General features: G+C 70.4%; 19 protein-coding genes and 1 tRNA gene. 11 read left to right on the forward strand and 9 right to left on the reverse strand.

What is annotated here, in order from left to right:
• Window positions 1–25: 25 nt before the first annotated feature.
• Together BM362_RS35275 and BM362_RS35280 are read right to left on the reverse strand one after the other, a co-directional pair.
• Window positions 26–367 (reverse strand): putative quinol monooxygenase, encoded by a 342-nt coding sequence (locus BM362_RS35275; RefSeq protein ID WP_067594437.1) that lies wholly within the window; start codon window positions 365–367, stop codon window positions 26–28.
• 16 nt (window positions 368–383) lie between these two features.
• Window positions 384–2,081 carry a CocE/NonD family hydrolase gene (locus tag BM362_RS35280; RefSeq protein ID WP_167545561.1) on the reverse strand — a complete coding sequence of 566 codons (1,698 nt, stop codon included), beginning with the start codon at window positions 2,079–2,081 and terminating at the stop codon, window positions 384–386.
• A gap of 92 nt (window positions 2,082–2,173) precedes the next feature.
• Between BM362_RS35280 and BM362_RS35285 the strand changes: the two genes are divergently transcribed.
• Complete coding sequence (locus tag BM362_RS35285) at window positions 2,174–3,067, forward strand: NADP-dependent oxidoreductase (protein WP_067594431.1); 894 nt, start codon at window positions 2,174–2,176, stop codon at window positions 3,065–3,067.
• Window positions 3,068–3,208: 141 nt separating this feature from the next.
• On the opposite strand, the gene BM362_RS35290 is transcribed toward BM362_RS35285, so the two are convergent.
• Complete coding sequence (locus BM362_RS35290) at window positions 3,209–3,706, reverse strand: G1 family glutamic endopeptidase (protein WP_157905144.1); 498 nt, start codon at window positions 3,704–3,706, stop codon at window positions 3,209–3,211.
• Between BM362_RS35290 and BM362_RS35295 the strand changes: the two genes are divergently transcribed.
• Window positions 3,642–4,421, forward strand: a complete 780-nt coding sequence (locus BM362_RS35295; protein ID WP_163069772.1) for a hypothetical protein — start codon at window positions 3,642–3,644, stop codon at window positions 4,419–4,421. The two genes, BM362_RS35290 and BM362_RS35295, sit on opposite strands and share 65 nt — an antisense overlap.
• A gap of 49 nt (window positions 4,422–4,470) precedes the next feature.
• Here BM362_RS35295 and BM362_RS35300 read toward each other — a convergent pair whose 3' ends face one another.
• Window positions 4,471–5,691: an MFS transporter gene (locus tag BM362_RS35300; RefSeq protein ID WP_093576110.1), complete on the reverse strand. Its 1,221-nt coding sequence runs from the start codon at window positions 5,689–5,691 to the stop codon at window positions 4,471–4,473.
• A 65-nt stretch (window positions 5,692–5,756) separates the two neighbouring features.
• On the opposite strand from BM362_RS35300, the gene BM362_RS35305 reads away from it, so the two are divergent.
• Window positions 5,757–6,953: a citrate/2-methylcitrate synthase gene (locus BM362_RS35305; RefSeq protein WP_167545562.1), complete on the forward strand. Its 1,197-nt coding sequence runs from the start codon at window positions 5,757–5,759 to the stop codon at window positions 6,951–6,953.
• Between the two features lie 864 nt (window positions 6,954–7,817).
• Here BM362_RS35305 and BM362_RS35310 read toward each other — a convergent pair.
• The 3 genes from BM362_RS35310 to BM362_RS35320 form a co-directional block, all read right to left on the reverse strand.
• Window positions 7,818–7,891: transfer RNA gene (locus tag BM362_RS35310), tRNA-Arg, on the reverse strand.
• 769 nt (window positions 7,892–8,660) lie between these two features.
• Window positions 8,661–9,083 carry a peptidase inhibitor family I36 protein gene (locus BM362_RS35315; RefSeq protein ID WP_208865429.1) on the reverse strand — a complete coding sequence of 141 codons (423 nt, stop codon included), beginning with the start codon at window positions 9,081–9,083 and terminating at the stop codon, window positions 8,661–8,663.
• A gap of 187 nt (window positions 9,084–9,270) precedes the next feature.
• Window positions 9,271–10,311 carry a LacI family DNA-binding transcriptional regulator gene (locus BM362_RS35320; protein ID WP_093576198.1) on the reverse strand — a complete coding sequence of 347 codons (1,041 nt, stop codon included), beginning with the start codon at window positions 10,309–10,311 and terminating at the stop codon, window positions 9,271–9,273.
• A gap of 156 nt (window positions 10,312–10,467) precedes the next feature.
• On the opposite strand from BM362_RS35320, the gene BM362_RS35325 reads away from it, so the two are divergent.
• From BM362_RS35325 to BM362_RS35360, 8 genes are all read left to right on the forward strand, one after another.
• Window positions 10,468–12,486: a bifunctional copper resistance protein CopD/cytochrome c oxidase assembly protein gene (locus BM362_RS35325; protein ID WP_208865430.1), complete on the forward strand. Its 2,019-nt coding sequence runs from the start codon at window positions 10,468–10,470 to the stop codon at window positions 12,484–12,486.
• Between the two features lie 102 nt (window positions 12,487–12,588).
• Window positions 12,589–14,265: an energy-dependent translational throttle protein EttA gene (gene ettA / locus BM362_RS35330; protein WP_093576113.1), complete on the forward strand. Its 1,677-nt coding sequence runs from the start codon at window positions 12,589–12,591 to the stop codon at window positions 14,263–14,265.
• 18 nt (window positions 14,266–14,283) lie between these two features.
• On the forward strand, window positions 14,284–16,875 hold the full coding sequence (locus BM362_RS35335) for a hypothetical protein (protein WP_093576114.1): 2,592 nt from the start codon (window positions 14,284–14,286) through the stop codon (window positions 16,873–16,875).
• Window positions 16,876–17,520: 645 nt separating this feature from the next.
• Window positions 17,521–22,503, forward strand: coding sequence for an NAD-glutamate dehydrogenase (locus BM362_RS35340; RefSeq protein ID WP_093576115.1), 4,983 nt, complete (start codon window positions 17,521–17,523; stop codon window positions 22,501–22,503).
• Window positions 22,500–22,922, forward strand: coding sequence for an acyl-CoA thioesterase (locus tag BM362_RS35345; protein WP_067594404.1), 423 nt, complete (start codon window positions 22,500–22,502; stop codon window positions 22,920–22,922). Before BM362_RS35340 ends, BM362_RS35345 begins: the two co-directional genes overlap by 4 nt.
• Window positions 22,915–23,550, forward strand: coding sequence for a DUF8010 domain-containing protein (locus BM362_RS35350; protein ID WP_067594401.1), 636 nt, complete (start codon window positions 22,915–22,917; stop codon window positions 23,548–23,550). Before BM362_RS35345 ends, BM362_RS35350 begins: the two co-directional genes overlap by 8 nt.
• 45 nt (window positions 23,551–23,595) lie before the next feature.
• On the forward strand, window positions 23,596–23,853 hold the full coding sequence (locus tag BM362_RS35355; protein ID WP_093576116.1) for a hypothetical protein: 258 nt from the start codon (window positions 23,596–23,598) through the stop codon (window positions 23,851–23,853).
• Between the two features lie 278 nt (window positions 23,854–24,131).
• Complete coding sequence (locus BM362_RS35360; RefSeq protein WP_232792028.1) at window positions 24,132–24,578, forward strand: DUF6292 family protein; 447 nt, start codon at window positions 24,132–24,134, stop codon at window positions 24,576–24,578.
• Between the two features lie 103 nt (window positions 24,579–24,681).
• Here BM362_RS35360 and BM362_RS35365 read toward each other — a convergent pair whose 3' ends face one another.
• A complete protein-coding gene (locus BM362_RS35365) occupies window positions 24,682–25,578 on the reverse strand; it encodes an acyl-CoA desaturase (protein ID WP_067594398.1) in 897 nt (298 codons plus the stop codon).
• 387 nt (window positions 25,579–25,965) lie between these two features.
• On the reverse strand, window positions 25,966–26,169 hold the full coding sequence (locus BM362_RS35370; protein WP_037814060.1) for a cold-shock protein: 204 nt from the start codon (window positions 26,167–26,169) through the stop codon (window positions 25,966–25,968).
• Window positions 26,170–26,189 lie beyond the last annotated feature (20 nt).

Below are 26,189 nucleotides of genomic sequence, written 5' to 3' on the forward strand. Positions count from 1 at the left end.
GGATCTGGTGGCCTGCTTTTCCCGGCTAGAGGCCCAGCCGGGCCGCGTCGTCCGTGCTGACCGAGACCGCCAGCTCCGCCGGTCGCAGCTCGACAGTTTCGGGTGCGCCGTCGAGCAATTCGAGCAGCCGGGGCAGGTATTTGGTCAGCACGCCGGTGTTGTGCGCGTCGAGTGCCGTGCGCGAGGGATACTTCTCGACCACTGTCACTCGCAACGGGTCGGAATCCGGCTCGACGTAAAAGGCATACCGCAACGTGTCCGGCTCATCGCGCAGCACTTCGGGGACCAGTTCGGAAAACAGTGCGAGCATTTCGGACCCGCGGCCAGGTTTGGCTTGGAGGCGAGCGATAACCACGATCTCGGACATGGAATTCTCCTGGTTCTTACGCGCCGAGCACCGGAAGGCGCAGCGCTGAGGTGTGGTGCACGGTGTGCTGCGCGACGACCGCCTCGTCGAGAGTGCCGAATTCCGGCACCGTGCGAGTGTGCAGATTGCGGCTGTAGCGCGGAAAACTGAACCCGGCGAGCTGGACCCTGATTCGGTGTCCCCGGGCGAATCGGTGCGCGACGTCGTGCAGGGCAACCGTTACGCGGCTGGGTTCTTCGGCATCGAGCCAGTCAGTGTCTCCGCCGTTGCGATACCGTGCCCGTTGCGCGCCCTCGGCGACATTGAGCGCGAAACCGCCGGGCTCGACGTCCACCAAGGTGACGCAGATGTCGGCATCCGGCGCGGTGCTGGTGACGTACGCGATCAGTTCAGCCTGCCCGGCGATCGTCACTTCCTCGGTCAGCGGGGCACTGGTGTAGCGGAGTGCGTCTTCGCGCTTATCGACCGCGCGCTGGTCCTGGATGCCGCCCGGTGCCGAGGCTGGATCGCCTTCGAACGCGACTACCCCGCCGTGGGTGGGAAATGGATCATGTGGATCGGCAGTGAATGTTTCCGAACCGTGCCCTCCCTCCTGTGTCAGCAGGCCGGCTGCGGAAAGCGCCCATTCTTCGACTGTCGATGCGGGCGGCCACGCCGGCGCGGTTGCCCAGGTATTCGATCCGCCAACGAAATAGCGGACCCGCCCGGACAGATATGGTTCAGCCGCCGGGTAATCCGAGCCGTCTCCGCCGCGCAGATGCCTGTCGAAGAACGCGGCGAGCACCGGGCTCCAGGTCGGCACCCCCGCCGCTGCGTTCGGCAACACGCGCGCACCGACGTCGCTGAACGCGCTGTAGGTGCCCGCGTGGGTCCACGGCCCTGCGATCAGCCCCGCTTTTTCGTTGTCGGCCAACCGGGTCGCGAGCCGGAACTGGGTAGGACTCGTGAAATCCCGGTACCCGCTGATCTGCAGAAACGGAATGTCGACCCGCTCAGGCTCGGTGAGCAGCGTCGGCCGATCCCAGAACGGGTCGTGCGGCGACCGCAGCCAATCCGTCCAGAACGGCGCGACACGGCGGTCGTCGAGCGGGGCAAGACTGGTCAGCGGCAACTGGCTCACCGCGGCACGGCGATCGGCGAAGGCCTCGTCCAGCAGTTCGCGCACCCGCTTCCGTTCGGCCGCGCTCAACGACGTGTGGTCCAGACCTTCCTGCACCATCCCGAGTGCGTACAGCGTCAGAAAGCCCAGCTCGAACAGCCCGCCCGGACGCGCGGTGTGGCGCAGGTCAGCGGTCCCGATCATCGCGACGGCCGCCTTGAGCCGCGGATTCCGCGCGGCGACCGCCTGCAGCACGGTCATGCCCAGGTAGGACGAGCCGTAAATCCCGACGTTGCCATCGCTCCAGGGCTGCGCCGCGGCCCAGTCGATCGCGTCGGAGGAGTCGTTGTACTCCTGCGCGATGAAGTCGAACTCGCCGCCGGACCCGAACCGCCCGCGGCTGTCCTGCACCAGCACCGCGAAGCCTTGGCGGGCCAGCCAGACCGGATCGGCCACGAGCCCCGAAACGCGGAAAACGCCGGTGCGGTCGTAAGGGGTCCGGTGCAGCAGCACGGGCCAGCGGCCGTCCGTTGCCGGTCGGTACAGGTCGCCGGCGAGGGTGACGCCGTCGCGGGTCTTCATTTCGATGCCGGCGTCGATGCGAGGTGGATGCACGGTTACTCCCGTTCGGAGAGGAGCTGGCTCGGTGCGGCCGACCATAGCACTAACCGTTGCAAAACACTAACCGTTGTTGTTAAGTTGGCGGCATGAAAGCAGTGCGCTTCGCCGCCTATGGCGGCCCCGAAGTCCTTGAGCTGGCAGAAGTCCCCGAACCCCACGCCGGACCCGGCCAGATCCGCGTCGCCGTGCGCGCGGCAGGCGTGAACCCGCACGATTGGCGCACTCGCGAGGGCCAGTTCCAGCGGATCCGCCCGATCGAACTGCCCTCCGGCGTCGGCCAGGACGCCTCCGGCATGGTCGACGAGGTCGGCGAAGGCGTCACCGGCGTCGCGGTGGGGGACCCGGTGCTGGGTCGAGGTTCGAATACCTACGCCGAGTTCGCCGTGCTGAATTCCTGGGCGCCGTTGCCGTCCGGGCTGACCTTCGCCGAAGCGGCCGGGTACCCGTCGGTGGTCGAGACCGCGCTCCGCGTCCTCCGGCTGGTGGGTGTCCAAACTGGACAGACCCTGCTGGTGAGCGGCGCCGCGGGCGGAGTCGGATCGGCGGTGTTGCAGGTCGCCCGTGACCGGGGAATCAAGGTGATCGGCACGGCCAGCGCCGCGAATCAGGACTACGTGCGAAGCCTGGACGCGATCGCGACCACCTACGGCGAGGGCTGGGTCGACCGGGTGCGCCGGCTCGGCCAGGTCGACGCCGCCCTCGACCTCAACGGCACCGGGGTGATCCGCGGCCTGCTCGACCTGACCGGGGACCCGGACAAGGTGATCACGATCGCCGACCTGGAGGCCCCGATGCTGGGCATCCGGTTCGCCGGGACGGGCGGGAACATGAAGGAAGCCCTGGCCGAGACAGTCGACCTGGTCGAGCGCGGAAAGCTCCGCATCCCAGTCGCCAAGTCCTACCCGCTGGCCGAGGCTCCGGCGGCACACGCGGACAGTCAGGCGGGACACACTCGTGGACGGCGGGTCTTGCTGGTCTGACGATCGCGAACCGAGCAGGCGTTACTCGTAGACCCACACCGTGTTGAAGGACGCGCCCCGCGGTCCGCCTGCTTGAGGACACCGCTCGACGGGCTGACTTGGCTGACATGTCCGAGGTCCCGCCGAGCGGTGTCTCGGCGATCAGCTCGGCGTTGACGCGAGGGCATCCGCCCGTTTCCGGGTAGCAGGGCTGGACCGGCACCAGCGTCTGCCGGTTATGAGGTCCTTGACGACGATGCGGAACTTCCTGGTCGCGGGCTCGCAGGTGACGGCGGCGTCGATCGGGTCGCCCGGTTCGGCCGGGCTCGCAATGTGGATGTCGTTGTGCGGGAACATCTCCCACCAGAGCACGTACTGCGCGATCCCGTTCACGCGGCGCGCCGACGAACCGCCTTGCTCGACGACGTCGTTCCACCAGCCGTCCATGCCCGCCCAAGAGACGCCCCAGACGTCCTGCGCGGCCGGGCAGCTGATCTTGGGTTGGATCCAGCGCGCGTGCGCCGACCGGAAATCGGTCGGGTGGGCCGCGCTCGCCCGCGATCGTGGTGGCGGCCGCCGACGCTCAACCAGTGCGGTGACGCTCGCCGAAGCGCAGGTGCGCGCCGCATTCGGGGACTGGCCGCGGATTCCAGCCGGCACTGCAACGGCGGTGCGGCGCAGAGAACCAGGACACGCGGAACCGCACTTTCTCGCCCGCCTGGCAGAGCGGATGCCGCGCGACGAGGAACCTGTCGCCGACGCGTACTTGGCGATGCTCGACGCCCTGCTGCCCGACCGGGACATGTCGTCGACAAAGGGGGAAATGCTTGTCGACCTCGCGCTGGATCTCGATCTGGGGCGGAACGAATTGGTCGCACTGCATGTGAGCTATGAGCGCGATCTTGCCCGCGAGGCAGGGGCCGACGAGGTCGTCACCGACGAGGAGCGACACGATTTGCTCACTGTCGCGACGCTTCTCGCGCTCGATCACGCGGTGGTGGATCAAATCCTCGACGAGGAACGCGCTGCGGCGTCTTCCGGCAGCAGACTCGGCGGGCTCGCGCTGCGACCAGGGGACAAGGTGGTGCTGACCGGGAGCATGGCGCGGGGACGCGAGGAGATCGTCGAGCAGGCCGCGTCCGCGGGCGTCAGAGTGACCGGGCGCGTCTGCAGGCAGGCTCGCGTGGTCGCGGCGGCGGACCCGAACTCGTTGCCGGGCAAGGTACGTGAGCTCGGTGTTCCGGTGGTGCCGGAAGATGCGTTCCTGGCGGTCCTCGACCGGCTGGCGGAGCTGGTTTCAGCACCGGTTGTGACGATCGAGCCGGCGATAACCATGTGTTTGAATGCGGAGGTGTCCCGGGCTGGTGATGCTTGAAGAAGTTTTGCAGGAACGGATTCGCTTCGTGCGAGCGTGAACTGCTTCGTCAAGTGAGGTCCGTGCGGTGAGTTTCGCTCCGGAGGCTTTCGCTGCTGGGGACAAGGGCGACGGTGGCAGCAGTGAGCGCTGCGGCAGCGCAGAGCAGTAACTGACTGCTGACGGTGTTCTGGAAGGTAGTGGCGGTGAGACTCCCGAGCGGTGTGGCTCCATAAGCCAGGGCTCGGAAAACGCCAAGGACTTGCGCTCGCTGGCCAGGGCTGGTGGCGCGTTGCCGCAGATTCATGGCCTGCACAGCCCACATCGCCCCGAACGCGCTCCCCACGACCATGACAGGCGCGATGAGCCAGGGAGAGCGCAATAATGGGCTGAGAAACAGCAAAGCCCAGCCGAGGCGGGTGAGCCGCATCGTGGCGACCTCTCCGAAGAGCCGTTCGGCCCGGCTCGTGAGGCAGGCCCCGACGCCTGCTCCGGCGCCGACGAGGCCGGTGAGCACTCCGTAGGCCGCCGGGGTGAGGCCGAGGCCGGTGCCGGAGTTGGCGTAGACGGCAAAGGCGGTCAGATAGCTGCCGTTGGCGATGCTCGTGAGGCCGCTGATGGCGATAGCGGCTTTGAGGGTCCGGTTCCGGCCCACTACACGCAGGCCGCTCCGGATGTCGATCTTGCCTCTGGCTCCGCGCCGGTGCGGCCATGGCTGCCGTACGGCGGCGATGCACAACGTCGAGAGCCCGCAGAGAGTGCTGGAGAGCAGAGCCGCTGCCGACGGCCAGAGCGCGTAGGCCAGACCGGCGATCGGGGGCCCGAGGAACTGGTAGAAGACCCGAGTCGACACGGACAGCGCGCCGTTCGCGTCCGAGAGTCGTTCGCGGGCGACGAGTTCGGGGACAAGTGCTTCTGCCGCACCGTCGACAAAGGTTTGGAGCACGCCCGAAGCGAAAACAGCTACGGCGAGAACAACGGCGGAGATGTGCCCGGTGGCGCTGACGACGCCGACCGCGAGCATCGTTGCCGCGCGCGCGAGGTTGGCGACCTGGATCACGCGGTGCGCTTCCATGCGGTCCACGACGATTCCCGCGGGGATGGCCGCGACAAGCCAGGGAATGGTCGCCAGGGTGAACAGGAGCCCGGCGAGGGCGGGGCTTTCCCAGGTGCGGATGGCGAAAAGTGTCGCGCCGACAAGGAAAATGCCGTTGCCGGTGTCGGAGAGCGCGGTCGAGCACCACAAGCCACGAAAACGCGGACCGAGTCCGCCCCTGTTCGAGATGGCCATGCACTGACTCTGACCAGCGACAATCAACGTTGTCAACGTTGATTGACTGCACTATGGTCCGGGACATGGCCTGCGAGTGGATGACTGCGGCCGAAGCCGCGGATCGGCTGGGCGTCACCGTGCGCACTCTCTACGCCTACGCGAGCCGGGGCGTCCTGACCGCGCGGCCCGTGCGCGGCGGTGGCGGCCGCCGTTCCGAGTACGAACGAGCACAGGTCGAGGCTCTCGCCGCCCGTACGGCGAAACGAGAACGAGCCGGTCAGGTCGAGATCCGCGTCGAGACCGCTGTCACCGATCTCAAACCGGCGGGCGCGCTGGCGTTTCGCGGCTATCCGATCGAGGACTTGCTGGACCGGAGTTTCGAGGACGTCGCGGAATTGCTCTGGACCGCGGAGTTGCCCGACGGCCCGGTTTTCTGGCCGAGCGCGAATCGGCGGGAGGCCACCCGCGTGCTCGCCGCGCTCCCCTCGGCCGCAGGGGTGCTCGACCGGATGTGCGCGGTGGCATCGGTCCTGGGCATGGTGGATCCGGCACGCCATGAGCTCGGACCGGACGCGGTCGCCGGCGTCGGCAGGCGGCTCATCCCAGCCATGGCCTCGGCGATCTCGGCGCACCCGGATCCGCGCCCGGCGTCAGGACCGGTCGCGGCCGTCCTCGCCGACAGGCTCGCCCGCGAGGACAGCCTTCCCTCCGCACCGGTCGACCTGGCCCTGTGCCTGCTGGCCGACCACGAACTCGCGGCGTCCACCTTCGCGTCGCGAATCGCCGCCACCGTCGGCGCGGATCCCTACGCCGTGGTGGGCATCGGAATTCAGGCCATGCGAGCGGTCGATCACGGCGGAACTGCCCGCGACGTTCACCGGATGCTGCGACGGGTCGCGGAAGAAGGACTGTCCGTTGTGGCCTCAGCAGACCGGCGCGCGGGTGAGCTGCCGGGATTCGGGCACCCGGTGTACACCGACTGCGACCCCCGGGCTCCGCATCTGCTGGCCGCTCTTGAGCGGGTCCACGCGGGCAGCGATCGGCAGGACCTCGTGCGGTCGGTACTGGAGTCGGCAACCCGGCGTGGCCTGCCTGCGCCCAATATCGACTTCGCACTCGGTGCCATGGCTTGGCTCCACCGCTGGCCCGAGGAATCTTCGACGGGATTGGTGGTCGTGGCCAGGACCGCAGGCTGGCTCGCCCATGCGGCGGAAGCCTGCGAACGGCCGTCCCGGCTACGGCCCCGAGCGGTCTACATTGGACCGCGACGTCGCCGCTGACCTATTGTCCGAAGGGCGCGGTCGGTCATCGGTCCAGCGCGATTTCGACGCCGAGGCCCTTGCCGATGAGGCCGGCTGCTCCGGCTTTCCAGGGACGGTGGAAGTCAGTTTGCTGCCGCTTGGTTGTGCAATCAGTCCGCCATCGTTGGTGGTGTCCTCGTTGTCGAAGTCTTCCTGGCGGAGTTCCCGCTGGCCGTTGTCGGCACTGGCCTTCCCCGGATGTACCGCGCGGCACGGGTAGTGGCACCCCGGGGGAACGCGAGACAGGTCGGTCCGGCGCCACCACCTGAGTCGAAAGCCGTTTTGCTAGGCGGCTACGCGGCTTCGTCCGATGCGGTGGTCTTTGTGGACTGTCGGGGTGGCGGTGTTGCGGGCCGGTGGGCGAGGTCTATGCCAAGGGCGAGTTGTCGCTGCGTCCGGGGCGGTTGGCTGAGGTGTGTGGGTGCCGTGGCGGCGGTTGGTTGCGGTGTGCTTGCTGTGGGCGGGTTCGGGTGCCGGGCGAAGTGGTGGAGCTTGCGGAGGTGTCGTTGGACTAGACCGGCGCGCCGGGCTTGCTCGAAGAGGGCTCTGGCGGCTCGGTTTTGAGTTCGTCTGCTGGGGTCGGGGCGGTCGGGCATGGCGGATTCCTGGGGTAGGCGAGCTGGTTGCGGGCGAGATCACGAATGCGTTTCGGCCTGGTTGAGGCGTCGTGATGGCGGGTGGTGCAGCCGTGCGGCGAGGTACGGCTCAATGAGGAGGAGTGTCGGCTCGGGTCAAGGCCTGCGAGCGGGATCGCCGGTGCGCTGCGTACGGCAAAGGGGTGGGCCGCCTGGTTTCCGGCCCTCGGCCGGGCCTGGCCAGGGGTTCCCCTGACCAGGCCGTTTGTGCCCCCGGCAGGACTCGAACCTGCGACCTAGAGATTAGAAGGCTCTTGCTCTATCCAGCTGAGCTACGAGGGCCCGGGTGGCTGACAGCTGCTGACCTCCAGCATGGGCAGCTTAGTCATCGCCAATCTCTCGATCGTTCGACACCGTCGAATCGTTTCAGCTTCCGTTCGTCGGATTTGCGGGTCTCCGGAGGCGGAATGCCACAGCGTGCGACGGTTCCGGTACGCACTGCGCGGGGGAGCGGCCTGTTGTGGCGGGCGGGCGGCGGTTTGTGCAGCTTGGGCACCTGGATCTCCTGGACGGGGCGGCGGGACGGGGCTCGGGGGCGGGCTGTGCGGCTGGGCAGACTGTGGCGATCTTGTGATGTACGGCGGCTGGCCGGGCGGGGGCGATTCGGCGGTTCGGCGGTTGCGGTCAGGCTCCGAGGCGTCCGACCGGCGCTGGGGTTGGACCACGTCGTCCGGGCAAACGGTGTGGCGGAGGGCCGCGCACGGGACCCTGCCACCAGGTCCGTGCGTGAAGCTGACGCCAGGTGGATGCTGGTCTGCTGCGACGGGGAAGCGGGCAGCCACGGAGCACGGCAGACTCGCACCCGAACGGTGCCGAGCCGCCTGAGCTTCGGTGGAACGCAGACGGAGTCCGTGCCTCGCCTCCCGTTCCCAGGTCGGGGGCCGGGAGCGGGAGGCGAGGGGCAGCGGCCCGTGGGCGCGGATCTTCCGGGCTGCGCGCCCACGGGCCTAGGGGCCGCTCGGGGGTGCGGCCCCCGGGCCGGCGAACTGGGGCTGCGAGTCGACTCGGCCTGGAGCTGCCTCGTTCGCCTGGCCCGGTCTCGGAGGAGGGGTTATTCCCACACTTTCAGGGCACGCACCGCGAACGGGGACTGCGGAACGTACGTGCCACCGCCCGGATAGGTGATGAAATCGCCCTCGGTGGAACAGTCGGCTCCTTGGTAGATGGTGACGTCGCGGGTCATCCGATTGACGAAGGAATGGCCCTGGAATCCCTCGGGCAGGGGAATGCAATCACCCGGATTCGCCGCGCGCAGGTCATAACTCCGCACGCCGCCGGAATAGGTTTCGGTGTCCCACAGGCAGAACTCGCCCGCACCGCAGGCGGGGGCGGGGGGAGCGGCTTGGGCCAGGCCGGAAGTGGTCAGCAGACCGGCGGTGACCAGCAGCAATACGCCGGGCAGGCGGGACGGGGCGGCGGTGGGCCAGGCGCGGCGGCCGGGGAAGGGCAGGGACGGCAGCAGGCGGCGGAACATCGTGGGAACTCCCCCTCAATCGAAGCGATGCCGGGCGAAGAAGCCGGCGGTATCCCGGGAAACCGGGCATGTCTCCACCTTGGCGGGTTTCGTGCGATTTGTCTGCCCGCATTCCCGCGTCTGTGGACAAGTAGTTTCCCGTCACCCGGACGAGACCTAGTTGTCCACAGATCGCCGAGCGGTCTTGCTAAATCGCCGCGGTGCTTTCGCGGACGGCCAGCGACACCGGGAGTTCGACCGGCGGCGGGACCGGTTCCCCCGCCAGCAGGTCCATCACCAGTTCCCCCGCGACGCGGCCCTTGCCCGCCAGGTCCTGCCGCACGGTGGTGAGGGGTGGTTCAGACCACACGGCCTGCGGGGTGTCGTCGAAGCCGACGATCGAGACGTCGGCGGGCACGCGCAGGCCCAGCCGGTGGGCGGCGGCGATCGCGGCGAAGGCCAGCTGGTCGGACATGCACAGCAAGGCCGTCGGCCGCACGGAAACGGTGAGCAGGTCTGTCGCGGCGGCGCGGGCGGTCGAGGCGGAGAGCCAGGGGGCTTCGGTGATGGTGATGTCGGTGATTCCGGCGGCGGAGAGAGTGCCGAGGTAACCGGCGAGGCGTTCGCGGGTGCCGTGGAAAGGGCTGGTAACCGCGGAAAGGCGCGGGGCGGCCAGGATTCCGAAGCGGCGATGTCCCAGCTCGACTAAATGGCGTGCGGCCAACGAAGCGCCGCCGCGGTCGTCGCAGCCGACTCGGGCCGTGTCCGGGAGGGGTGGCTGGTCGATGACTACCAGCGGCAAACCTCGTGCCCGCACGGCTTCCAGCGCGGGAGTGCCGTCGGCGAGGGAGTACGCCACGGCGATGTCCGCTTGCGCGGCCAGGACACGCGACGCGGGCGGGCCCTCCTGGGCTTCGCGGCCGGGCAGCAGCAACAGCGCGTTGCCAGTGGGTTCCACGGTTTTCGCGAGCGCGTCCAGGGTGATCGACAGCGCGGGGTCGGAGAAGGCCGCTGACAGCGACGAATCGAGCAGGAAAGCGATCGCGCCGGTGCGGCTCGTGGCGAGGCTGCGGGCGGTCGGGTTCGGGCCGGGGTAACCGAGTTCACCCGCCGCGCGCAGAATCTGCTCCCGCAACTGCGCCGACAGCTGGTCAGGCCGGTTGTAGGCGTTCGACACAGTGGCGCGCGACACCCCGACCGCCTCCGCGACGTCGTCCAGCGTCGGGCGGCGGCGACGGCTGCTGGTCATCGGCGGAGCATAGAGGAAAGCCTTGCCGCGCACCGGATTCCGTCCGGGAACCCGGCTCGACCAGCGCAAACACCGCAAGCGAGCGATCCGGCGCGAAACCCGGCGAGCGCCCCGCCCCGCGCACGGTCGCGCGCGCGACCGGCCTACTCTCGTACCGTGAGCTCGGAACCTGTGACGAAACCCGCCCCGAACCGCGGACGCAAGACGAGCGTGCTCCCGCTGCTTTCGGTCGGAGTCGTGCTCGGCGCGGTCGTCGCGGTCGGGCTCGTCGCGCTCACCGGCGGCGCGGGCTACGTCATCGCCGGACTGCCGGACCCGGGACTCGTCACGCGTTACGGCGTCACGGTGGTCCGGGTGCTCGCCGAAGCGGCCTCGGTCGTGTGCGTCGGCGGCTTGCTGCTGGCCGCTTTCCTCGTGCCGCCACAGAAATCCGGCACGCTCGCGCCCGAGGGGTACGCCGCGGTCCGCACCGCGGGAATCGCCGCGTGGGTGTGGTTCGCCGCCTCGATCCTGTCGGTCGCCTTCACCGCCGCGGACAGCGCGGGCAAGCCGTTCGGCGACGTCCTTTCCCCGGACACCCTGCTGAGCCTCGTCGGCGCGATCGAGCAGCCCAAGGCGTGGCTGTGGACGGCGCTGATCGCGATCCTGCTCGCCCTCGGCTGCCGCCTGGTGCTCAGCTGGGGCTGGACGGCGGTGCTGTTCTTCTTGTCCGTCGCCGGGCTCGTCCCGGTCGCGGTCACCGGGCACTCGGCCAGCGGCGGTTCGCACGACCTGGCCACCAACAGCCTGCTGTTCCACCTCGTCGCGGCCGCGCTGTGGGTCGGCGGGCTGCTGGCCGTGCTCGCGCTCGGCTGGCGCCGCGGCAAGAACCTCAGCCTCGCCGCGCAGCGGTTTTCCAAGCTCGCCCTGGTCTGCTGGGTCGTGATGGCGGTGTCCGGCATCGTCAACGCGCTGGTCCGGATCAACCTCGGCGACCTGTTCACCACCGACTACGGCCTGCTCGTCGTCGCCAAGATCGTCGCGCTGCTGCTGCTCGGTGTCTTCGGCCAGCAGCAGCGCAGCCGCGGCGTCGCGAACCTCGTCGACGGCAAGGGCGGCAGCCAGCTGCTGCGGCTCGCCGCGGTCGAGGTGCTGATCATGTTCGTCACCATCGGTATCGCGTCCGGGCTCGCTCGGACGCCACCGCCGCCGGACGCGGTCACCCAGCCGGGCACCGTCGAACTCCTCATCGGCTACGACCTCCAGGGCCCGCCGACGTTCTGGCGGCTGCTCACCGACTGGCGGTTCGACCTGATCTACGGCACCCTCGCGATCGTTCTCGCCGGCCTCTACCTGCTCGGCGTGCGGCGGCTGCGCAAGCGCGGCGACGCCTGGCCGGTCGGCCGGACCGTCGCGTGGCTCGCCGGTTGCGTGGTGATCCTGCTGGCCACCTCGTCGGGCATCGGCCGGTACGCGCCCGCGATGTTCAGCGTGCACATGGGTACCCACATGCTGATGTCGATGGTCGCGCCGGTCCTGCTGGTGCTCGGCGGCCCGGTCACGCTCGCCCTGCGCGCGCTCCCTCCCGCCGGCCGAGACGCCCCTCCCGGACCGCGCGAATGGCTGCTGGCCGCCGTGCACTCGCCGGTTTCGCGGTTCCTGACGAACCCGATCGTCGCGCTGCTGCTGTTCGTCGGGTCCTTCTACGGGCTGTACTTCTCCGGCCTCTTCGACAACGCGCTCAACTACCACTGGGCGCACCTGGCGATGAACGCGCACTTCCTGCTCGTCGGCTACGTCTTCTACTGGCCGGTGATCGGCGTCGACCCGGCGCCGCGGCGGCTGCCGCCGGTCGGCAAGCTCGGGATGATGTTCGGCGCCATGCCGTTCCACGCCTTCTTCGGCGTGATCCTGATGAACATGCAGACGGTGATCGGCCGCGAGTTCTACACCTCGCTGAAGCTGCCGTGGGTCGGCGACCTGCTGACCGATCAGCGGCTCGGCGGCGGCATCGCGTGGGCGTCGGGCGAGGTGCCGGTGCTGCTGGTGCTGATCGCGCTGCTGGTGCAGTGGGCGCGCCAGGACGAGCGCGAGGCGAAGCGGCGCGACCGGCGCGAGGAGACCACCGGCGGCGAGGAACTCGCTGCCTACAACGCGATGCTGAAGAACCTCGCCGAGGGCAAACGGGCGGAATGACTCCCCGGAGGTGATATCGCCGGAGTGAGGATGACCTGACCCTCGGTAGCGCGGTGGTGACCGCCGTCAGGCCGCCGGAGGAGCCACTCTACGATCGATGGCATGGCCGAGTTCATCTACACCATGAAGAAGGTGCGCAAGACCGTCGGGGACAAGGTGATCCTCGACGACGTGAGCACCGCGTTCTACCCCGGAGCCAAGATCGGCGTCGTGGGCCCGAACGGCGCCGGCAAGTCGACCGTGCTCAAGATCATGGCGGGGATCGAGCAGGCCAGCAACGGCGAGGCGTTCCTGCAGCCGGGCGCGAGCGTCGGCATCCTCATGCAGGAGCCGGAGCTGAACGAGGAGAAGACCGTCCGGCAGAACGTCGAGGAGGGCCTCGGCGAGACCAAGCAGAAGCTCGACCGCTACAACGAGATCGCCGAGCTGATGGCGACCGACTACAGCGACGCGCTGATGGAGGAGATGGGCCAGCTCCAGGAGGAGCTGGACCACGCCGACGCCTGGGAGCTCGACTCGACCGTCGAGCAGGCGATGGACGCCCTGCGCTGCCCGCCGCCGGACGAGCCGGTCACCCACCTCTCCGGCGGTGAGCGCCGCCGCGTCGCGCTGTGCAAGCTGCTGCTGTCCGCGCCCGACCTGCTGCTGCTCGACGAACCCACCAACCACCTGGACGCCGAAAGCGTGCTGTGGCTGGAGCAGTTCCTCTCCAGCTACAAGGGCGCCGTCCTCGCCGTCACCCACGACCGGTACTTCCTGGACAACGTCGCCGAGTGGATCATGGAGCTCGACCGCGGCCGCGTCGTCGGCTACGAGGGCAACTACTCCACGTACCTGGAGAAGAAGCGCGAGCGGCTCGAAGTCCAGGGCAAGAAGGACGCCAAGCTGGCCAAGCGGCTCAAGAGCGAGCTGGACTGGGTGCGGTCCAACGCCAAGGCGCGCCAGACCAAGTCCCGTTCGCGGCTCGACCGCTACGAGGAGATGGCCGCGGAGGCGGACAAGCACCGCAAGCTCGACTTCGAGGAGATCCAGATCCCGCCGGGCCCGCGGCTGGGCAGCGTCGTGGTCGAGGTCGAGAAGCTGCGCAAGGGCTTCGACGACCGGGTGCTGATCGACGGGCTCTCCTTCGACCTGCCGCGCAACGGCATCGTCGGCGTGATCGGCCCGAACGGCGTCGGCAAGACCACGCTGTTCAAGACCATCGTCGGGCTGGAGGAGCCGGACGGCGGCTCGGTCAAGATCGGCGAGACGGTCAAACTGTCCTATGTGGACCAGAGCCGCGGCGGGATCGACCCGAAGAAGACCGTGTGGGAGGTCGTGTCCGACAAGCTCGACTACATCCACGTCGGGCAGACCGAAATGCCCTCGCGCGCTTACGTGAGCGCGTTCGGCTTCAAGGGCCCGGACCAGCAGAAGCCGGCCGGCGTGCTGTCCGGCGGCGAGCGCAACCGGCTCAACCTCGCGCTGACGCTCAAAGAGGGCGGGAACCTGATCCTGCTGGACGAGCCGACGAACGACCTGGACGTCGAAACGCTGGGCTCGCTGGAGAACGCGCTGGAGCAGTTCCCCGGCTGCGCCGTCGTGATCTCCCACGACCGGTGGTTCCTCGACCGGGTCGCGACGCACATCCTCGCCTGGGAAGGCACCGACGAGGACCCGGCGAAGTGGTTCTGGTTCGAGGGCAACTTCGAGGGCTACGAGAAGAACAAGGTCGAGCGCCTCGGCGCCGAAGCGGCTCGTCCGCACCGGGTCACCCACCGCAAGTTGAAGCGCGACTGACCGGCGCGGGGGTCCCGAGTGGAAACCAGCAGGCACAACCGGCCCAGCCCGTCCGCGACCGCGGACGGGCGGCCCGCCGTTGCCCGTGGCGGGACCCTCGCCGACCTCGGCCGGCTCATCGACCGGGCGGAATCGCTGCGGTTGCGGGCGCCCGAGCTGTCCTTGGTTCTGGGCGAACGCTCGGCCGCGCTCGCGGAGACGGCGGGCGCGGACGGGCACTGGATCCGGGCGGAAGCGCTCGTGGTGTCCGCTCGCGTGCGGACCGGGGCACGGACGTCCACGGTCGGCCGCGCGGTCGCGGCTTTGCGCGCGGCTGAACACGCCGGATACGCGACGACGGCTGCGCGGCTGCGCGTCGACCTCGCAGTCTGCGCGCGCAGCCTCGGCGTTCCGCTGATGGGGCTGGCCGCGCTGCGGCCGGTGCTGTCCGAGGACGTGCCGCCGTCGCTGCGCGCGGAAGCGTTGTGCCATCTGGTCGGGTGCCTCGCCCAGTTCGGCCGGAAGGCGGAACTGGACCGGGTGCTCGTCGAGGCGGACCGGCTGCTGGTGGCCGACGATTCGCTCGACGCGGACGACCGGCTGCTGATGCGTGCCCTGCTGCGCAACGGAACCGCGGCGCACCGGCGCCGGCACGGCGACCTCACCGCGGCCGCGGACGCCGCGCGGACCGGGCTCGGGTTCCTGGAGAAGATGGACCGGCCCGGCGACGACGGCGGTCTCGTCCGGATCCGGCTCGTGCTGCAGCTGGTCAGCACGCTGCTCGACCGCGGCGACGCCGACATGGCTTACGACATCGCCGAACCCGTGCTGCGGGAACCGGTCCGTGCGGCCGGAGTCGCGCCCGCGGCCTGGCTGCGGCTGGCGGTGGCGACGCGCATTCACCTGCCTTCCGGAGCCGGCGACGCCGCGGCCGAGCTGGTGGGGGAGGCCGTCGCGGCCACCGACCGGCACGGGCTCGCGGCGGTCACCGCGCGGTTGTGGCTGGAGCTGGCGCAGATCGAGGAACGGTTCGGCAGCGCGGAAGAGGCCATTGGCTGCCTGCACCGGGCGCGGGCCGCGGAACACGTGCACGCGCGGGCCCGGCGCCAGGCCTGCGGGCTGATCGCGGGCGAGCTGGGCGCCGAATCGGTCGCGTCGATGGACCTCGACGACGTCCTCGCCGCGTCCGCCCCGCGCGACGGCCGTCCGGTGTCGATGGAGGTCGAGCCGAGGGTCGCCGCCGAGGAGACCTCGGTGCTGCCGGCGGTCCGGGACCTCCCCGCCGAGCGGCCCGACCCGGTCGCGGCTCCGCTGCCGGTCGTTCCGGCGCAGGTCGAGGTGCCGGTGGCGCCGGTTTCGGCCGCGGCCTGGGTCGCGGCGGCGGACAAGAAGCCGGCGTGGTCGTTCCGGCGGGCCGCGGCGGAGACGGAGGCCGAGCAGACCTCGGTGCTGCCGGCGATCCGGGAGACGGCCGAAGAGACCCCGCGGACGGGCGGACGGCGGCGGGCCGAGGACCGCAAGTCGCCGGTGCTGCCGGGATGGACGCGGCCGTTCGGGCGGAAGAGCGCCGAAGCGCCCGCGCCGCGGAAGCGGGCGGCTGCGGAGCCGGGCAGCCGGACGGAAGCTGCGGCAGAACGTCCGGCGCAGGTCGCTGAGAGTGCGTCGGCGCAGGTCTCGGCGGCGCGTCGAGCGGACAGCGCTGCTGGGGCACGGGCCGCCAAGGACGTGTCGGTGCAGAGCTCGGCCGCCGAGGCCGCGCCGGGTCGCCGCCGGGCGGAGACGGCGCAGCCTGCCGAGAACACGCCGGTCAGCTGGCCGGAGAAGCCGCCGGCCGCGCGTCGGTCGGCGGCGGACGCGCCCGCCGGTCGGGACGAGAAAGCGAAGTCCGAGGAGACACCGGTGCGGGCGGCTGACGAAGCGCGGGCCGAGGCCCCTCGTCGCGCGGCGGAAGAAGCGCGGGCCCCGGCCGAGGAGGCGCCGCGGTTCTCGCTGCGGATGCCGGATCTGTCGGACCTCCTGCCGGAGCTGCCGCTCGCCCCGGCTCCCGCGGACGAGCCCGCCGCGCCGTTGTGGGAAAGCGCCGAGTGGGCCCGGGAAGAAGCGGCCCGCCGCGACGTGCGCGGCCGCAAGACCCGGCACGACGCCGAACACGGGTCGGTCGCCGCGAAGTCCGTGCTGGACCGGCTGGGCATCACCGCGAGCGGCGGAGGCGGCGGACGGCGCCGGGCCGACGAGCCCGGACGTCCCGAATCCGTCGCGCCGGAACCGGAAACCGCGGCGACGGAGAAGCCGGAACTGGCCCCCGCGCCGCGGCCGGAGGAACCAGAGCCGGTCGTCGAGGAACCGTGGCTGCCGCGACTGCGGATGCCGCCTGCGCTGGACCCATTGTCCGACGTCGATGCGTGGACGCCGCCGGAGCAGCCGTTCCCGGAGGGCTACGCGCGAGCCATCGCGGAGGACGAACCGCCGCCGGACGCCGGTCTCGCCGAACTGCTCGCCCGCGCCCTCGCCGAACACCAGGCGGGCACCGCGAGCGCGGCCGCGCTGATGAAACGTCTCGGCCCGAACGACGAGCCGAAGCCGATCAACGGCCGCGCGACCGCGGACCGTCACCGCAACAACGGCGACTGACGCGCGCCGGAAATTTCTTGCGCCGCAGGGGAAGCGCTGGCTTGGCCGGGTGGATTCCGCGGCAGGGCAGGGGATCGCGCACCGACGCGGACGCGGTCCAGCGAGGTCCGTGAGGCGCTCAGGGTTCCCCTCAGGACCCGCTGCGGGAGTCCTCCGTGCCGGAACGTCGCCGCGTTTTGCGCTGCGCCAAGCGGTTTTCCCAGTCACTGGCTGGACGCGCCGAGATCAGGCGGCACAAGCCGCCCGGCCCCGCCGATCCGCGGTCGCCCCATCCGCAAGCCCCGGCTCCCTCCGCCGCGACGGAAGAATTAGCCCGTCCGGGTGGGAATTCTCGCAGGGGAGGGACGCAACCTTTTCCGTTCTCGCCGCGGGCGATACGGGCACTGAACCGATCCCGAAGCGGCCGCCGTGCCCGCGGAACCGGCGCTCCGGCCTCGTGCCAAGCCTTTTGCCGGAAACCGCCCGCGCCGAACCCGCCGGTAGCTGAACCGATCCCGCCCGAGCCCGTCGGCAGGGACCCCTGAACCGAACCTTAAGTCTTTCCCCGCCGCGCACAGGGGCCGTCGAGAGCGGATTAGGGTGAGGGAAGTCCGGCACGTTGTGGTGACGGACGCATCTCGGTCTCGCATACTGGAGAGTTGCTCAATGAGCTCGACGGGAGTTTCGTCCCCGCCCGATGTCGGCACCGAAGCCGGCGCCGCCCGCCGCACGACGGCCAGCCCGGAGCAGATCCGGGACGAGCTGATCGACACCGCCGCGGCGCAGGCGCCGGAGATCGCGGATCTGATCCGCTTGTACTACCGGCACATCCCGGCCGACGAGATCGTCGGCGACGACCCGGTCGCGCTCGTCGGCGCGGTGCGGTCGCACCTGCAGCTGGCGAAGCAGCGCATGCCCGGGCGCCCGGCGGTCCGGCTGCTGAACCCGACCACCGCCGAGGACGGCTGGACGCGCGACGCGACCGTCGTGCAGGTCGTCACCGACGACATGCCCTACCTCGTGGACAGCGTCACCGCGGAGTTCGCCCGCGACGGCGTGCAGGTGCAGCGCATCGTGCACCCGATCGTCGTGGTGAGCCGCGGCCTGACCGGCGAGCTGGAGGGCCTGCACCTGGACGCCGACCCGGCCGATCCGCCGGCCGGCGCGTCCGCGGAATCGTGGATGCTGGTGGAAATCGACCTCGTCACCGACCCGCAGCGGGCGCGCGAGCTGGACAACCGGCTGACGTCGGTGCTCGGCGACGTGCGCGAGGTCGTCGAGGACGCCGAGAAGATGGCGCAGACGGCCTGCTCGCTCGCGGAATCGCTGGAGCAGCACCCGCCGAAGCTGCCCAGCGACGCGGAGGTCGCCGAGGGCGCGCGCCTGCTGCGCTGGCTCGCCGACGGGCACTTCACCTTCCTCGGCTACCGCAAGTACGAACTGGTCGACAGTCCGCAAGCCGACAGCGACGAGCCCGCCCTGCGCGCGGTTCTCGCGTCCGGGCTCGGCGTGCTTCGCCAGGACAGCCTCGCCGCGCGCAGCCTCACCGCGGGGCCGGACAGTTCGGTCGACGCGCTCGCGCCGTCGCTGCTGGTGCTCACCCAGGCCAGCGCGCCGAGCACGGTGCACCGTCCGGTCTATCCGTATTACGTCGGCGTGAAGACGTTCGACGAGCACGGCAGGGTGACCGGCGAACACCGGTTCCTCGGCATGTTCACCACCACCGCGCTGCACGAGAACGTGCTCGACATCCCGGTGGTCGGCCAGCGCGTGCGCGAGGTGATCCACCGCGCCGGGTTCCCGATGGAGTCGTTCTCCGGCCAGCGGATGCTGGAGGTCCTGCAGAACTGGCCGCGCGCGGACCTGTTCTCCGCGGACACCGATTCGCTCTTCTACACCACCACCGGCGCGATCACCCTGTCCGACCGCCGCCGGCTGCGGCTGTTCCTGCGCCGCGACCCGTACGGCCGCTTCTACTCCTGCCTGGTCTACCTCCCGCGCGACCGTTACACCACGCGTTCGCGGCTGGCGATGCAGGAAGTGCTGCTGGAGGAACTCGAAGGCACACAGCTGGAGTACAGCGCGCGCGTCGGCGAAACGCTGCTCGCGCAGGTGCACTTCATGGTGCACACCGACCCGTCGAACGCGGTCGAACCGGACACGCTGCGGATCCAGGAACGCCTGAACACCGTCGTGCGCAGCTGGGACGACCGGCTGGTCGAGGCGATCATCGCCGAACGCCGCGAGCGAGTCGGCGACGGCAGCCCCACCGGGATGATGGGCGAGGAGTCCGCGGTCGACCGGGGGCAGCGCTTCGGCGCGGTGTTCCCCGAGGCGTACAAGGAAGATTTCACCGCCGAGGAGGCGCTGGCCGACCTGGCCAAGCTCGACACCCTCGCGGACGAGGGCGACCTGGCGCTGTCGTTCTACCTGCCCGCCGACGCCGAACCCGGCGAGCGGCGGTTCAAGCTCTACCTGCGCGGCGAGGGCGTCACCCTGTCCAAGGTGCTGCCGGTGCTGCAGGCGATGGGCGTCGAGGTGGTGGACGAGCGGCCCTACGAGCTGTTCCGCGAGGACGGCGGGGCCAGCTGGATCTATGACTTCGGCCTGCGCGTCGACAAGAAGGGCCTCGAAGAAGCCGACGAAGCCGCGGCGTTCGAGGTGCGCGAGCGGTTCCAGGACGCGTTCCACGCGGCGTGGCAGGGCGAGGCGGAGGTCGACGACCTCAACGGTCTCGTCCTGCGCGCCGGGCTCACCTGGCGTCAGGCCGCGGTGCTGCGGGCCTACTCCCGGTACCTGCAGCAGGCGCGCAGCCCGTTTTCCCAGGCCTACATCCAGAACTCGGTCGTCAAGCACACCGAGGTCGCGACGAAACTGGTGCGGCTGTTCGAAACCCGCTGCGATCCGCAACTGTCCGATGTGGACCGGAAGACGCACGCGGAATCGCTGACCGCGGAGATCTCCGCGATGGTCGACGAGGTCACCAGCCTCGACGAGGACCGGATCCTGCGCAGGCTGCTCGCGGTCATCAACGCGACCCTGCGCACGAATTACCACGTGCGCGACGCCGAAGGGAACCCTCGGCCGTACCTGGCGCTCAAGCTCGACCCCAGCGGCGTGCCGGAGCTGCCCGAGCCGCGCCCGAAGTACGAGATCTTCGTGTACTCGCCGCGCGTCGAGGGCGTGCACCTGCGGTTCGGCGAGGTCGCCCGCGGCGGCCTGCGCTGGTCGGACCGGCGGGAGGACTTCCGCACCGAGATCCTGGGCCTGGTCAAGGCGCAGGCGGTGAAGAACGCGGTGATCGTGCCGGTGGGCGCGAAGGGCGGCTTCGTGGTGAAGCGCCCGCCGGCCCCGACCGGCGACGCCGGGGTCGACCGCGACGCCCAGCTCACCGAAGGCATCTCCTGCTACCGGATGTTCATCTCCGGCCTGCTGGACCTCACCGACAACCGGGTCGAGGGCGAAACCGTGCCCGCGCCGGACGTCGTGCGCCACGACGCCGACGACAGCTACCTGGTCGTCGCGGCGGACAAGGGCACCGCGAAGTTCTCCGACATCGCCAACGAGGTCTCGGCGCAGTACGGCTTCTGGCTCGGCGACGCGTTCGCTTCCGGCGGTTCGGTCGGCTACGACCACAAGGCCATGGGCATCACCGCCAAGGGCGCGTGGGAGAGCGTGAAGCGGCACTTCCGCGAGCTGGGCAAGGATACTCAGACCGAAGACTTCACGGTCGTCGGCATCGGCGACATGATGGGCGACGTCTTCGGCAACGGGATGCTGCTGTCCGAGCACATCCGGCTGGTCGCGGCGTTCAACCACATGCACGTCTTCCTCGACCCGAACCCGGACGCCGCGGCGTCGTACGCGGAACGGCGGCGGCTGTTCGACCTGCCGCGCAGCTCGTGGGACGACTACGACCGTTCGCTGATCAGCGAGGGCGGCGGGATCTACTCGCGGTCGGCCAAGACCATCCCGATCACCCCGCAGGTCCGCGCGGCGCTCGGCCTGGACGAGAGCGTCACGAAACTCGCGCCGATGGACCTGATCCAGGCGATCCTGCTGGCCCCGGTCGAACTGCTGTGGAACGGCGGCATCGGCACCTACGTCAAGGCCGAGAGCGAAAGCCAGGCCGCGGCGGGCGACAAGGCCAACGACGCGATCCGCGTCAACGGCAACCAGTTGCGCGTGAAGGTCGTCGGCGAGGGCGGCAACCTGGGCCTGACCCAGCTCGGCCGCATCGAATTCGCCCGTACCGGCGGCAAGATCAACACCGACGCGCTCGACAACTCGGCCGGCGTCGACTGCTCCGACCACGAGGTCAACATCAAGATCCTGCTGGATCACCTGGTGGCGGGCGGCGAACTGGAGCACGCGCGGCGCAACGAACTGCTCGGCGAGATGACCGACGAGGTCGGCGCGCTCGTGCTCGCGGACAACTACCGGCAGAACGCGGTGCTCGGCGTCAGCCGGGCGCACGCCGGGCCGATGGTGTCGGTGCACGCGCGGCAGGTGTCCGCGCTGGTCGCGAAGGGCGCGTTCGACCGCAAGCTGGAGGCGCTGCCGAGCCCGTCGCAGTTCCGCGCGCTGGAGAAGGCGGACGAGGGCCTGACCTCGCCGGAGCTGGCGACGCTGCTCGCGCACGTGAAGCTCGACCTCAAGGACGAGCTGCTCGCCTCCGACCTGCCCGAGTCCGAGGTGTTCACCCGCAGGCTGCCGGAGTACTTCCCGGCCCCGCTGCGGGAACCGTTCGCCGCGGCGATCGCGCAGCACCCGCTGCGCCGTCAGATCATCACCACGCTCATCACCAACGAGCTGGTCGACGGCGGCGGCATCTCGTTCGTCTACCGCCTGATGGAGGAGATGAACGCGACCGCCACCGACGCGGTGCGCGCGTACGCGGTGGTCACGCACGTCTACGACCTGCCGAAGCTGTGGACCGAGATCGACGCGCTGGACAACGTGGTGCCGACCGAGGTCGCGGACGGGATGGTGCTGGAGACCCGGCGGCTGCTCGACCGGGCCGCGCGCTGGTTCCTGACCAACCGCCCGCAGCCGCTCGCGCCGCTGGCCGAGATCAACCGGTTCGGTCCGGTGCTCGCGGAACTCGGCCCGAAGCTGGGCGAGCTGCTGCGCGGGCGCGAACTGGAGTCGGTGGAACAGGACGCGGCCGCGCTGGTCGAGGAGGGCGTGCCCGCCGATCTCGCCCGCCGGGTGGCACTGCTGCTGCACAGCTACGGCCTGCTCGACGTGGTCGAGGTGGCGGAGCTGGCCGAACAGCAGGTCGGGCTCGACGCGACGCACACCCCGGCGGACACCGCCGAGCTGTACTTCGCGCTGTCGGACCACCTGGACATCGACAAGATGCTCACCGAGATCAGCGCGCTGGAACGCGGCAACCGCTGGCACGCCCTCGCCCGGCTCTCGCTGCGCGACGACGTGTACGGTTCGCTGCGCGCGATCGCGCTCGACGCACTGCGGCACAGCGACCAGGACTTGTCCGTCGACGAGCAGATCGAGCAATGGGAGAAGGCCAACGCGTCGCGGCTTTCGCGGGCGCGCGTGGCGCTGGACGAGATCACCCGTTCCGGGCGGCTCGACCTCGCGACGCTGTCCGTGGCCGCGCGCCAGATCCGGAGCACGGTGCGGTGACATTCGTTTCCCACGTCCAGCCGCGATGGTCGGACATGGACGTGTACGGGCACGTCAACCACGCGAACGTGGTGACGCTGCTCGAAGAGGCCCGGGTGCCCGTGCTGTTCGGCGCTGCCGAACGCGCGGGGCTCACCGAGCTGCCGAAGGGCGTCGTGGTCGTGAAGCTGGGCGTGCATTACCGCGCGCCGATCGTCGCGGCGCCCGGCCGTTCGGTGCGCGTGGAGATCACGCTCACCGAGCTGAAAGCCTCGACGGTGACGCTCGGGTACGTCGTGCGGACCGGCCCGGACGCGACCGATCCGGTCGCGGTGACCGCGGAAACCGTGCTGGCCCCGTACGACACGGCCAACCTCCGGCCGCGCCGGCTCAGCGACGAGGAATCCGAATTCCTCAAGCGGGTGCTGGCCGATGCCTGAGCTGCGGATTCCCGATCCGGGCGACCGGGAGACGCTCAGTGCGTTCGTGGCCCGCGCGGTGCGGCTGGACGGCACGACCGCCGTCCGGCTGCGCCGCCGGGGCGAGGACGTCGTCGAGGCGTGGACGGCCACGCCGTTCGAGGTTCTCGCGACCCGCGCGGTGGCGGGGACGGTGACCCCGGCGGACGTCACGGTGTCCGGCAACGAACTGCTCGCGGCGCTCGCTGTCGCGGGCGGCGAGGTGATGGACCCGGGTCCGGCGCGCGATCTGCTGTGGCACGCCGAGCTGCCGGTGTCCGGCCGGTGGCAGAAGATCGACGAGCTGCCGGTCGGCGTGGTGTCGGATCTCGCTGACCGCGGCGTCGCGCTCGCCCGCGACAACGCCGGGCCGCACGGCACGCCGCCCGCCTCGCTGATGGACCAGGCGGTGCTGACCGTCACCGGGGGAGACCTCGAGGTCAAGGTCCAGATGCGGTGCCTGTTCGCGCTGTCCGGGATGGGCTTGTTCGACTCGTCGATCGACGGCGACGTCATCCGGGTGACCGCCACCGATTCGTGGCTGCGCCTCGACGCCCGTTACGGTGCGGTGCTGAAGCGGCGCCAAGCGTTGCTGCCGCTGTTGTTCTGACGATTCTGCTGGCGGGCGCCGTCCGGTGGTGTCATCGTGAACGGCATGACCGAACCGGACGGCGACCCGACCGCGGACTTCCTCGCCGAGGTCCGGCCCGAGGAGACGCCGTGGCGCACTGACCGGCCCGCGGCCGCTGATCCCGCGCCGGAAGCCGAACCCGCACCGGGGCGCGCCCGGTCGGTGGTGCGCGCGGTGGGCGAGGCCGCGCCCTACGTCCAGGCGGGGTTGTTCGCCGCATGGGTCGCGACGTCGATCGCGGAGTCGGCCGACGGCGGCGATTTCGGCGGCCGATCGGGGTGAATGCGGCGTCCGTCCTCATCGGACTGTGCGCCGGGCGGATCGCCACGTCGAGCGCGGCTTTGGCCGGCGGACGCGGCCGATCGAGCGATTTCGGCGACGGCCAGACGGGTCGATCCCGGCTGCGGGCTTGTCCCAGCGGGTAGAGTCGGTGTCCGGTCCAGCTGCCGGATGCCCGATCCGGTGCGACCCCGATCATCGCGACCGCCTGCCTTCGCGCGATTCGACAACCCCGGTTCGCTTTCCGCGCGAAGCGGAAGCGGCGGCGGAAGAGGAGACCCATGCTCCTGTCCGGTCCCGAACGCCCGATGTCCCTGCCCACCGCCGACGACCCGCAGCTGCTGCGGCAAGCGCTGGCCGCGTATGTGCGCGAGGTCGCCGCCGCGGTCGGAGTGTCGGTGGAGTGCACGTCGTGCGAGGTCACCGACACGATCACCGCGTACGTCGCGCTGAGCGGCCGGTCCCCGCGTTACCCCGGCCGGGATCTGATGCTGTTGTGGACGATGCGGCAAGGCTGGTCGGTGGCGGTGGAGACCACGCCCGCCGAATCCCCGCAGCCGGTGGCCCAGCTGGGCGGCGACGTGACGCCCGCGCCGGAACGGGTGCGGCGGTTCGTCGCGGAGGTCGTGAGTTCGGCCGGGACGGCCGGGAATCCGGGGCCGGTGCTGGCGGTGTCCGGCCACGGCGACCTGCGGACCCGGCTCGAGAACCGGGTCCGCGGGGCCTGAGTGGCGCTGCCGCTGTCTTGATGTCGGTGAGGGGAACCCCGCGGGAATCTGATTCCCGCGGGGTTCCCCTCACCGACCGCGAATCTCACCTCGGCGGAGGTGCTCAGGCGGCCTTGAGCTTGCGGGCGAGGCGTTCGGGCCGGGGCCAGCGCACGTGCGAGGCCCAGCGGAACTTCTCGAACATCCAGATCAGCCGCGCGGAGATGTCGAGCTGGCCGCGGCCGACGCCGTGCCGGGCTCCCGTCGGGTCGGCGTGGTGCGAGTTGTGCCAGGACTCGCCGAACGACGCGATCGCCAGCGGCCAGAAGTTCGCCGAACGGTCGCGCGCCTCGAACGGGCGCTCGCCGATCAGGTGGCACAGCGAGTTGACCGACCAGGTCACGTGGTGCAGCACGGCGACCCGGACCAGCCCGGCCCAGAAGAACGCGGTCAGCGCGCCCCACCAGGTCATCGTGATCAGCCCGCCCAGCAGCGCGGGCCCCAGCAGCGTCGCGAGGGTCAGCACCGGGAAGAGCCGGTCGATCCGCTTCAGGTCGGCGTCGTCGAGCAGATCGGGGGCGAAGCGGCGCGGGTTGGTCCGGTCGCGGCCGAACAGCCAGCCCATGTGCGCGTGCCAGAAGCCCTTCGCGAGCGCGGCGGGCGACGTGCCGAAGCGCCACGGCGAATGCGGGTCGCCGTCGCGGTCGGAGTACGCGTGGTGGCGGCGGTGGTCGGCGACCCAGTCGATCACCGGTCCCTGCATGGCCATGCTGCCCGCGACGGCGAGCGCGATCCGCAGCCCGCGGCGGGCGCGGAACGCCCCGTGGGTGAAGTACCGGTGGAAGCCGACGGTGATGCCGAGGCCGCTGACGCAGTAGAACGCGGCGGCGAGGCCGACGTCCAGCCAGCTCAGCCCCCAGCCCCAGGCCAGCGGCACCGCGGCGGCGACCGCGAGGAGGGGGACGACGGCGAAGAGCTTCACCAGGAAGGCCTCGGTGCCGGTCTTGCGGCCGGCGAGCATGGGCTGCGGCGATTTCGGGGGACGCTGGAGGGTGCTCTGGGTGTCGATGGGTAACGCTCCTCCTCGAGCTGGTCCGGCCGCCGCGCTCTGCGGGGCCGAGGCCGGCGCGGCGCGGCCGGGCGGAAGGGGAGCCGCCTCGGGGACGTGCCGTGCGTTGCGAACTGACCGGGCAGGGGAGGGCTTCGAGGCCAGTCGCGACCTGCCCTGGTCAACGGGTGATCTCGCGTCCGGGTTCCCGGGACGCGGAAGAGTTTGCGCGGCCGGGAAAACTCACCGGCGCGCACCGGGATGCCGAGCTGTTTCGGCTGCCGTGGGCGGAAAAGTCCGCTTCGGCGTGGGTCCCCTGGTGCGAAAAGCCAATCGCACCAGGGGAAACACCGGGGAAACTCAGATGGCGCGAACGCCGGTGGCCTGCGGGCCCTTCTGGCCCTGGCCGACCTCGAACTCGACGCGCGCGTTCTCCTCAAGGCTGCGGAACCCGTTGCCCTGGATCTCGGAGTAGTGCACGAAGACGTCGGCGCTGCCGTCGTCCGGGCTGATGAACCCGAAGCCCTTTTCGGCGTTGAACCACTTAACGGTGCCTTGCGTCATAAAAACGATCTCCATCGGAC

The sequence above is a fragment of the Amycolatopsis rubida genome (assembly GCF_900115345.1).
GTDB lineage: Bacteria > Actinomycetota > Actinomycetes > Mycobacteriales > Pseudonocardiaceae > Amycolatopsis > Amycolatopsis rubida.

What these genes read in the sequence shown, in the direction of transcription:
- BM362_RS35275 (WP_067594437.1), bottom strand. Translation starts at nt 367, where the DNA reads ATGTCCGAGATCGTGGTTATCGCTCGCCTCCAAGCCAAACCTGGCCGC.
- BM362_RS35285 (WP_067594431.1), top strand. Translation starts at nt 2,174, where the DNA reads ATGAAAGCAGTGCGCTTCGCCGCCTATGGCGGCCCCGAAGTCCTTGAG.
- BM362_RS35300 (WP_093576110.1), bottom strand. Translation starts at nt 5,691, where the DNA reads ATGGCCATCTCGAACAGGGGCGGACTCGGTCCGCGTTTTCGTGGCTTG.
- BM362_RS35305 (WP_167545562.1), top strand. Translation starts at nt 5,757, where the DNA reads ATGGCCTGCGAGTGGATGACTGCGGCCGAAGCCGCGGATCGGCTGGGC.
- BM362_RS35315 (WP_208865429.1), bottom strand. Translation starts at nt 9,083, where the DNA reads ATGTTCCGCCGCCTGCTGCCGTCCCTGCCCTTCCCCGGCCGCCGCGCC.
- BM362_RS35320 (WP_093576198.1), bottom strand. Translation starts at nt 10,311, where the DNA reads ATGACCAGCAGCCGTCGCCGCCGCCCGACGCTGGACGACGTCGCGGAG.
- ettA (WP_093576113.1), top strand. Translation starts at nt 12,589, where the DNA reads ATGGCCGAGTTCATCTACACCATGAAGAAGGTGCGCAAGACCGTCGGG.
- BM362_RS35340 (WP_093576115.1), top strand. Translation starts at nt 17,521, where the DNA reads ATGAGCTCGACGGGAGTTTCGTCCCCGCCCGATGTCGGCACCGAAGCC.
- BM362_RS35350 (WP_067594401.1), top strand. Translation starts at nt 22,915, where the DNA reads ATGCCTGAGCTGCGGATTCCCGATCCGGGCGACCGGGAGACGCTCAGT.
- BM362_RS35355 (WP_093576116.1), top strand. Translation starts at nt 23,596, where the DNA reads ATGACCGAACCGGACGGCGACCCGACCGCGGACTTCCTCGCCGAGGTC.
- BM362_RS35360 (WP_232792028.1), top strand. Translation starts at nt 24,132, where the DNA reads ATGCTCCTGTCCGGTCCCGAACGCCCGATGTCCCTGCCCACCGCCGAC.
- BM362_RS35365 (WP_067594398.1), bottom strand. Translation starts at nt 25,578, where the DNA reads ATGCTCGCCGGCCGCAAGACCGGCACCGAGGCCTTCCTGGTGAAGCTC.
- BM362_RS35370 (WP_037814060.1), bottom strand. Translation starts at nt 26,169, where the DNA reads ATGACGCAAGGCACCGTTAAGTGGTTCAACGCCGAAAAGGGCTTCGGG.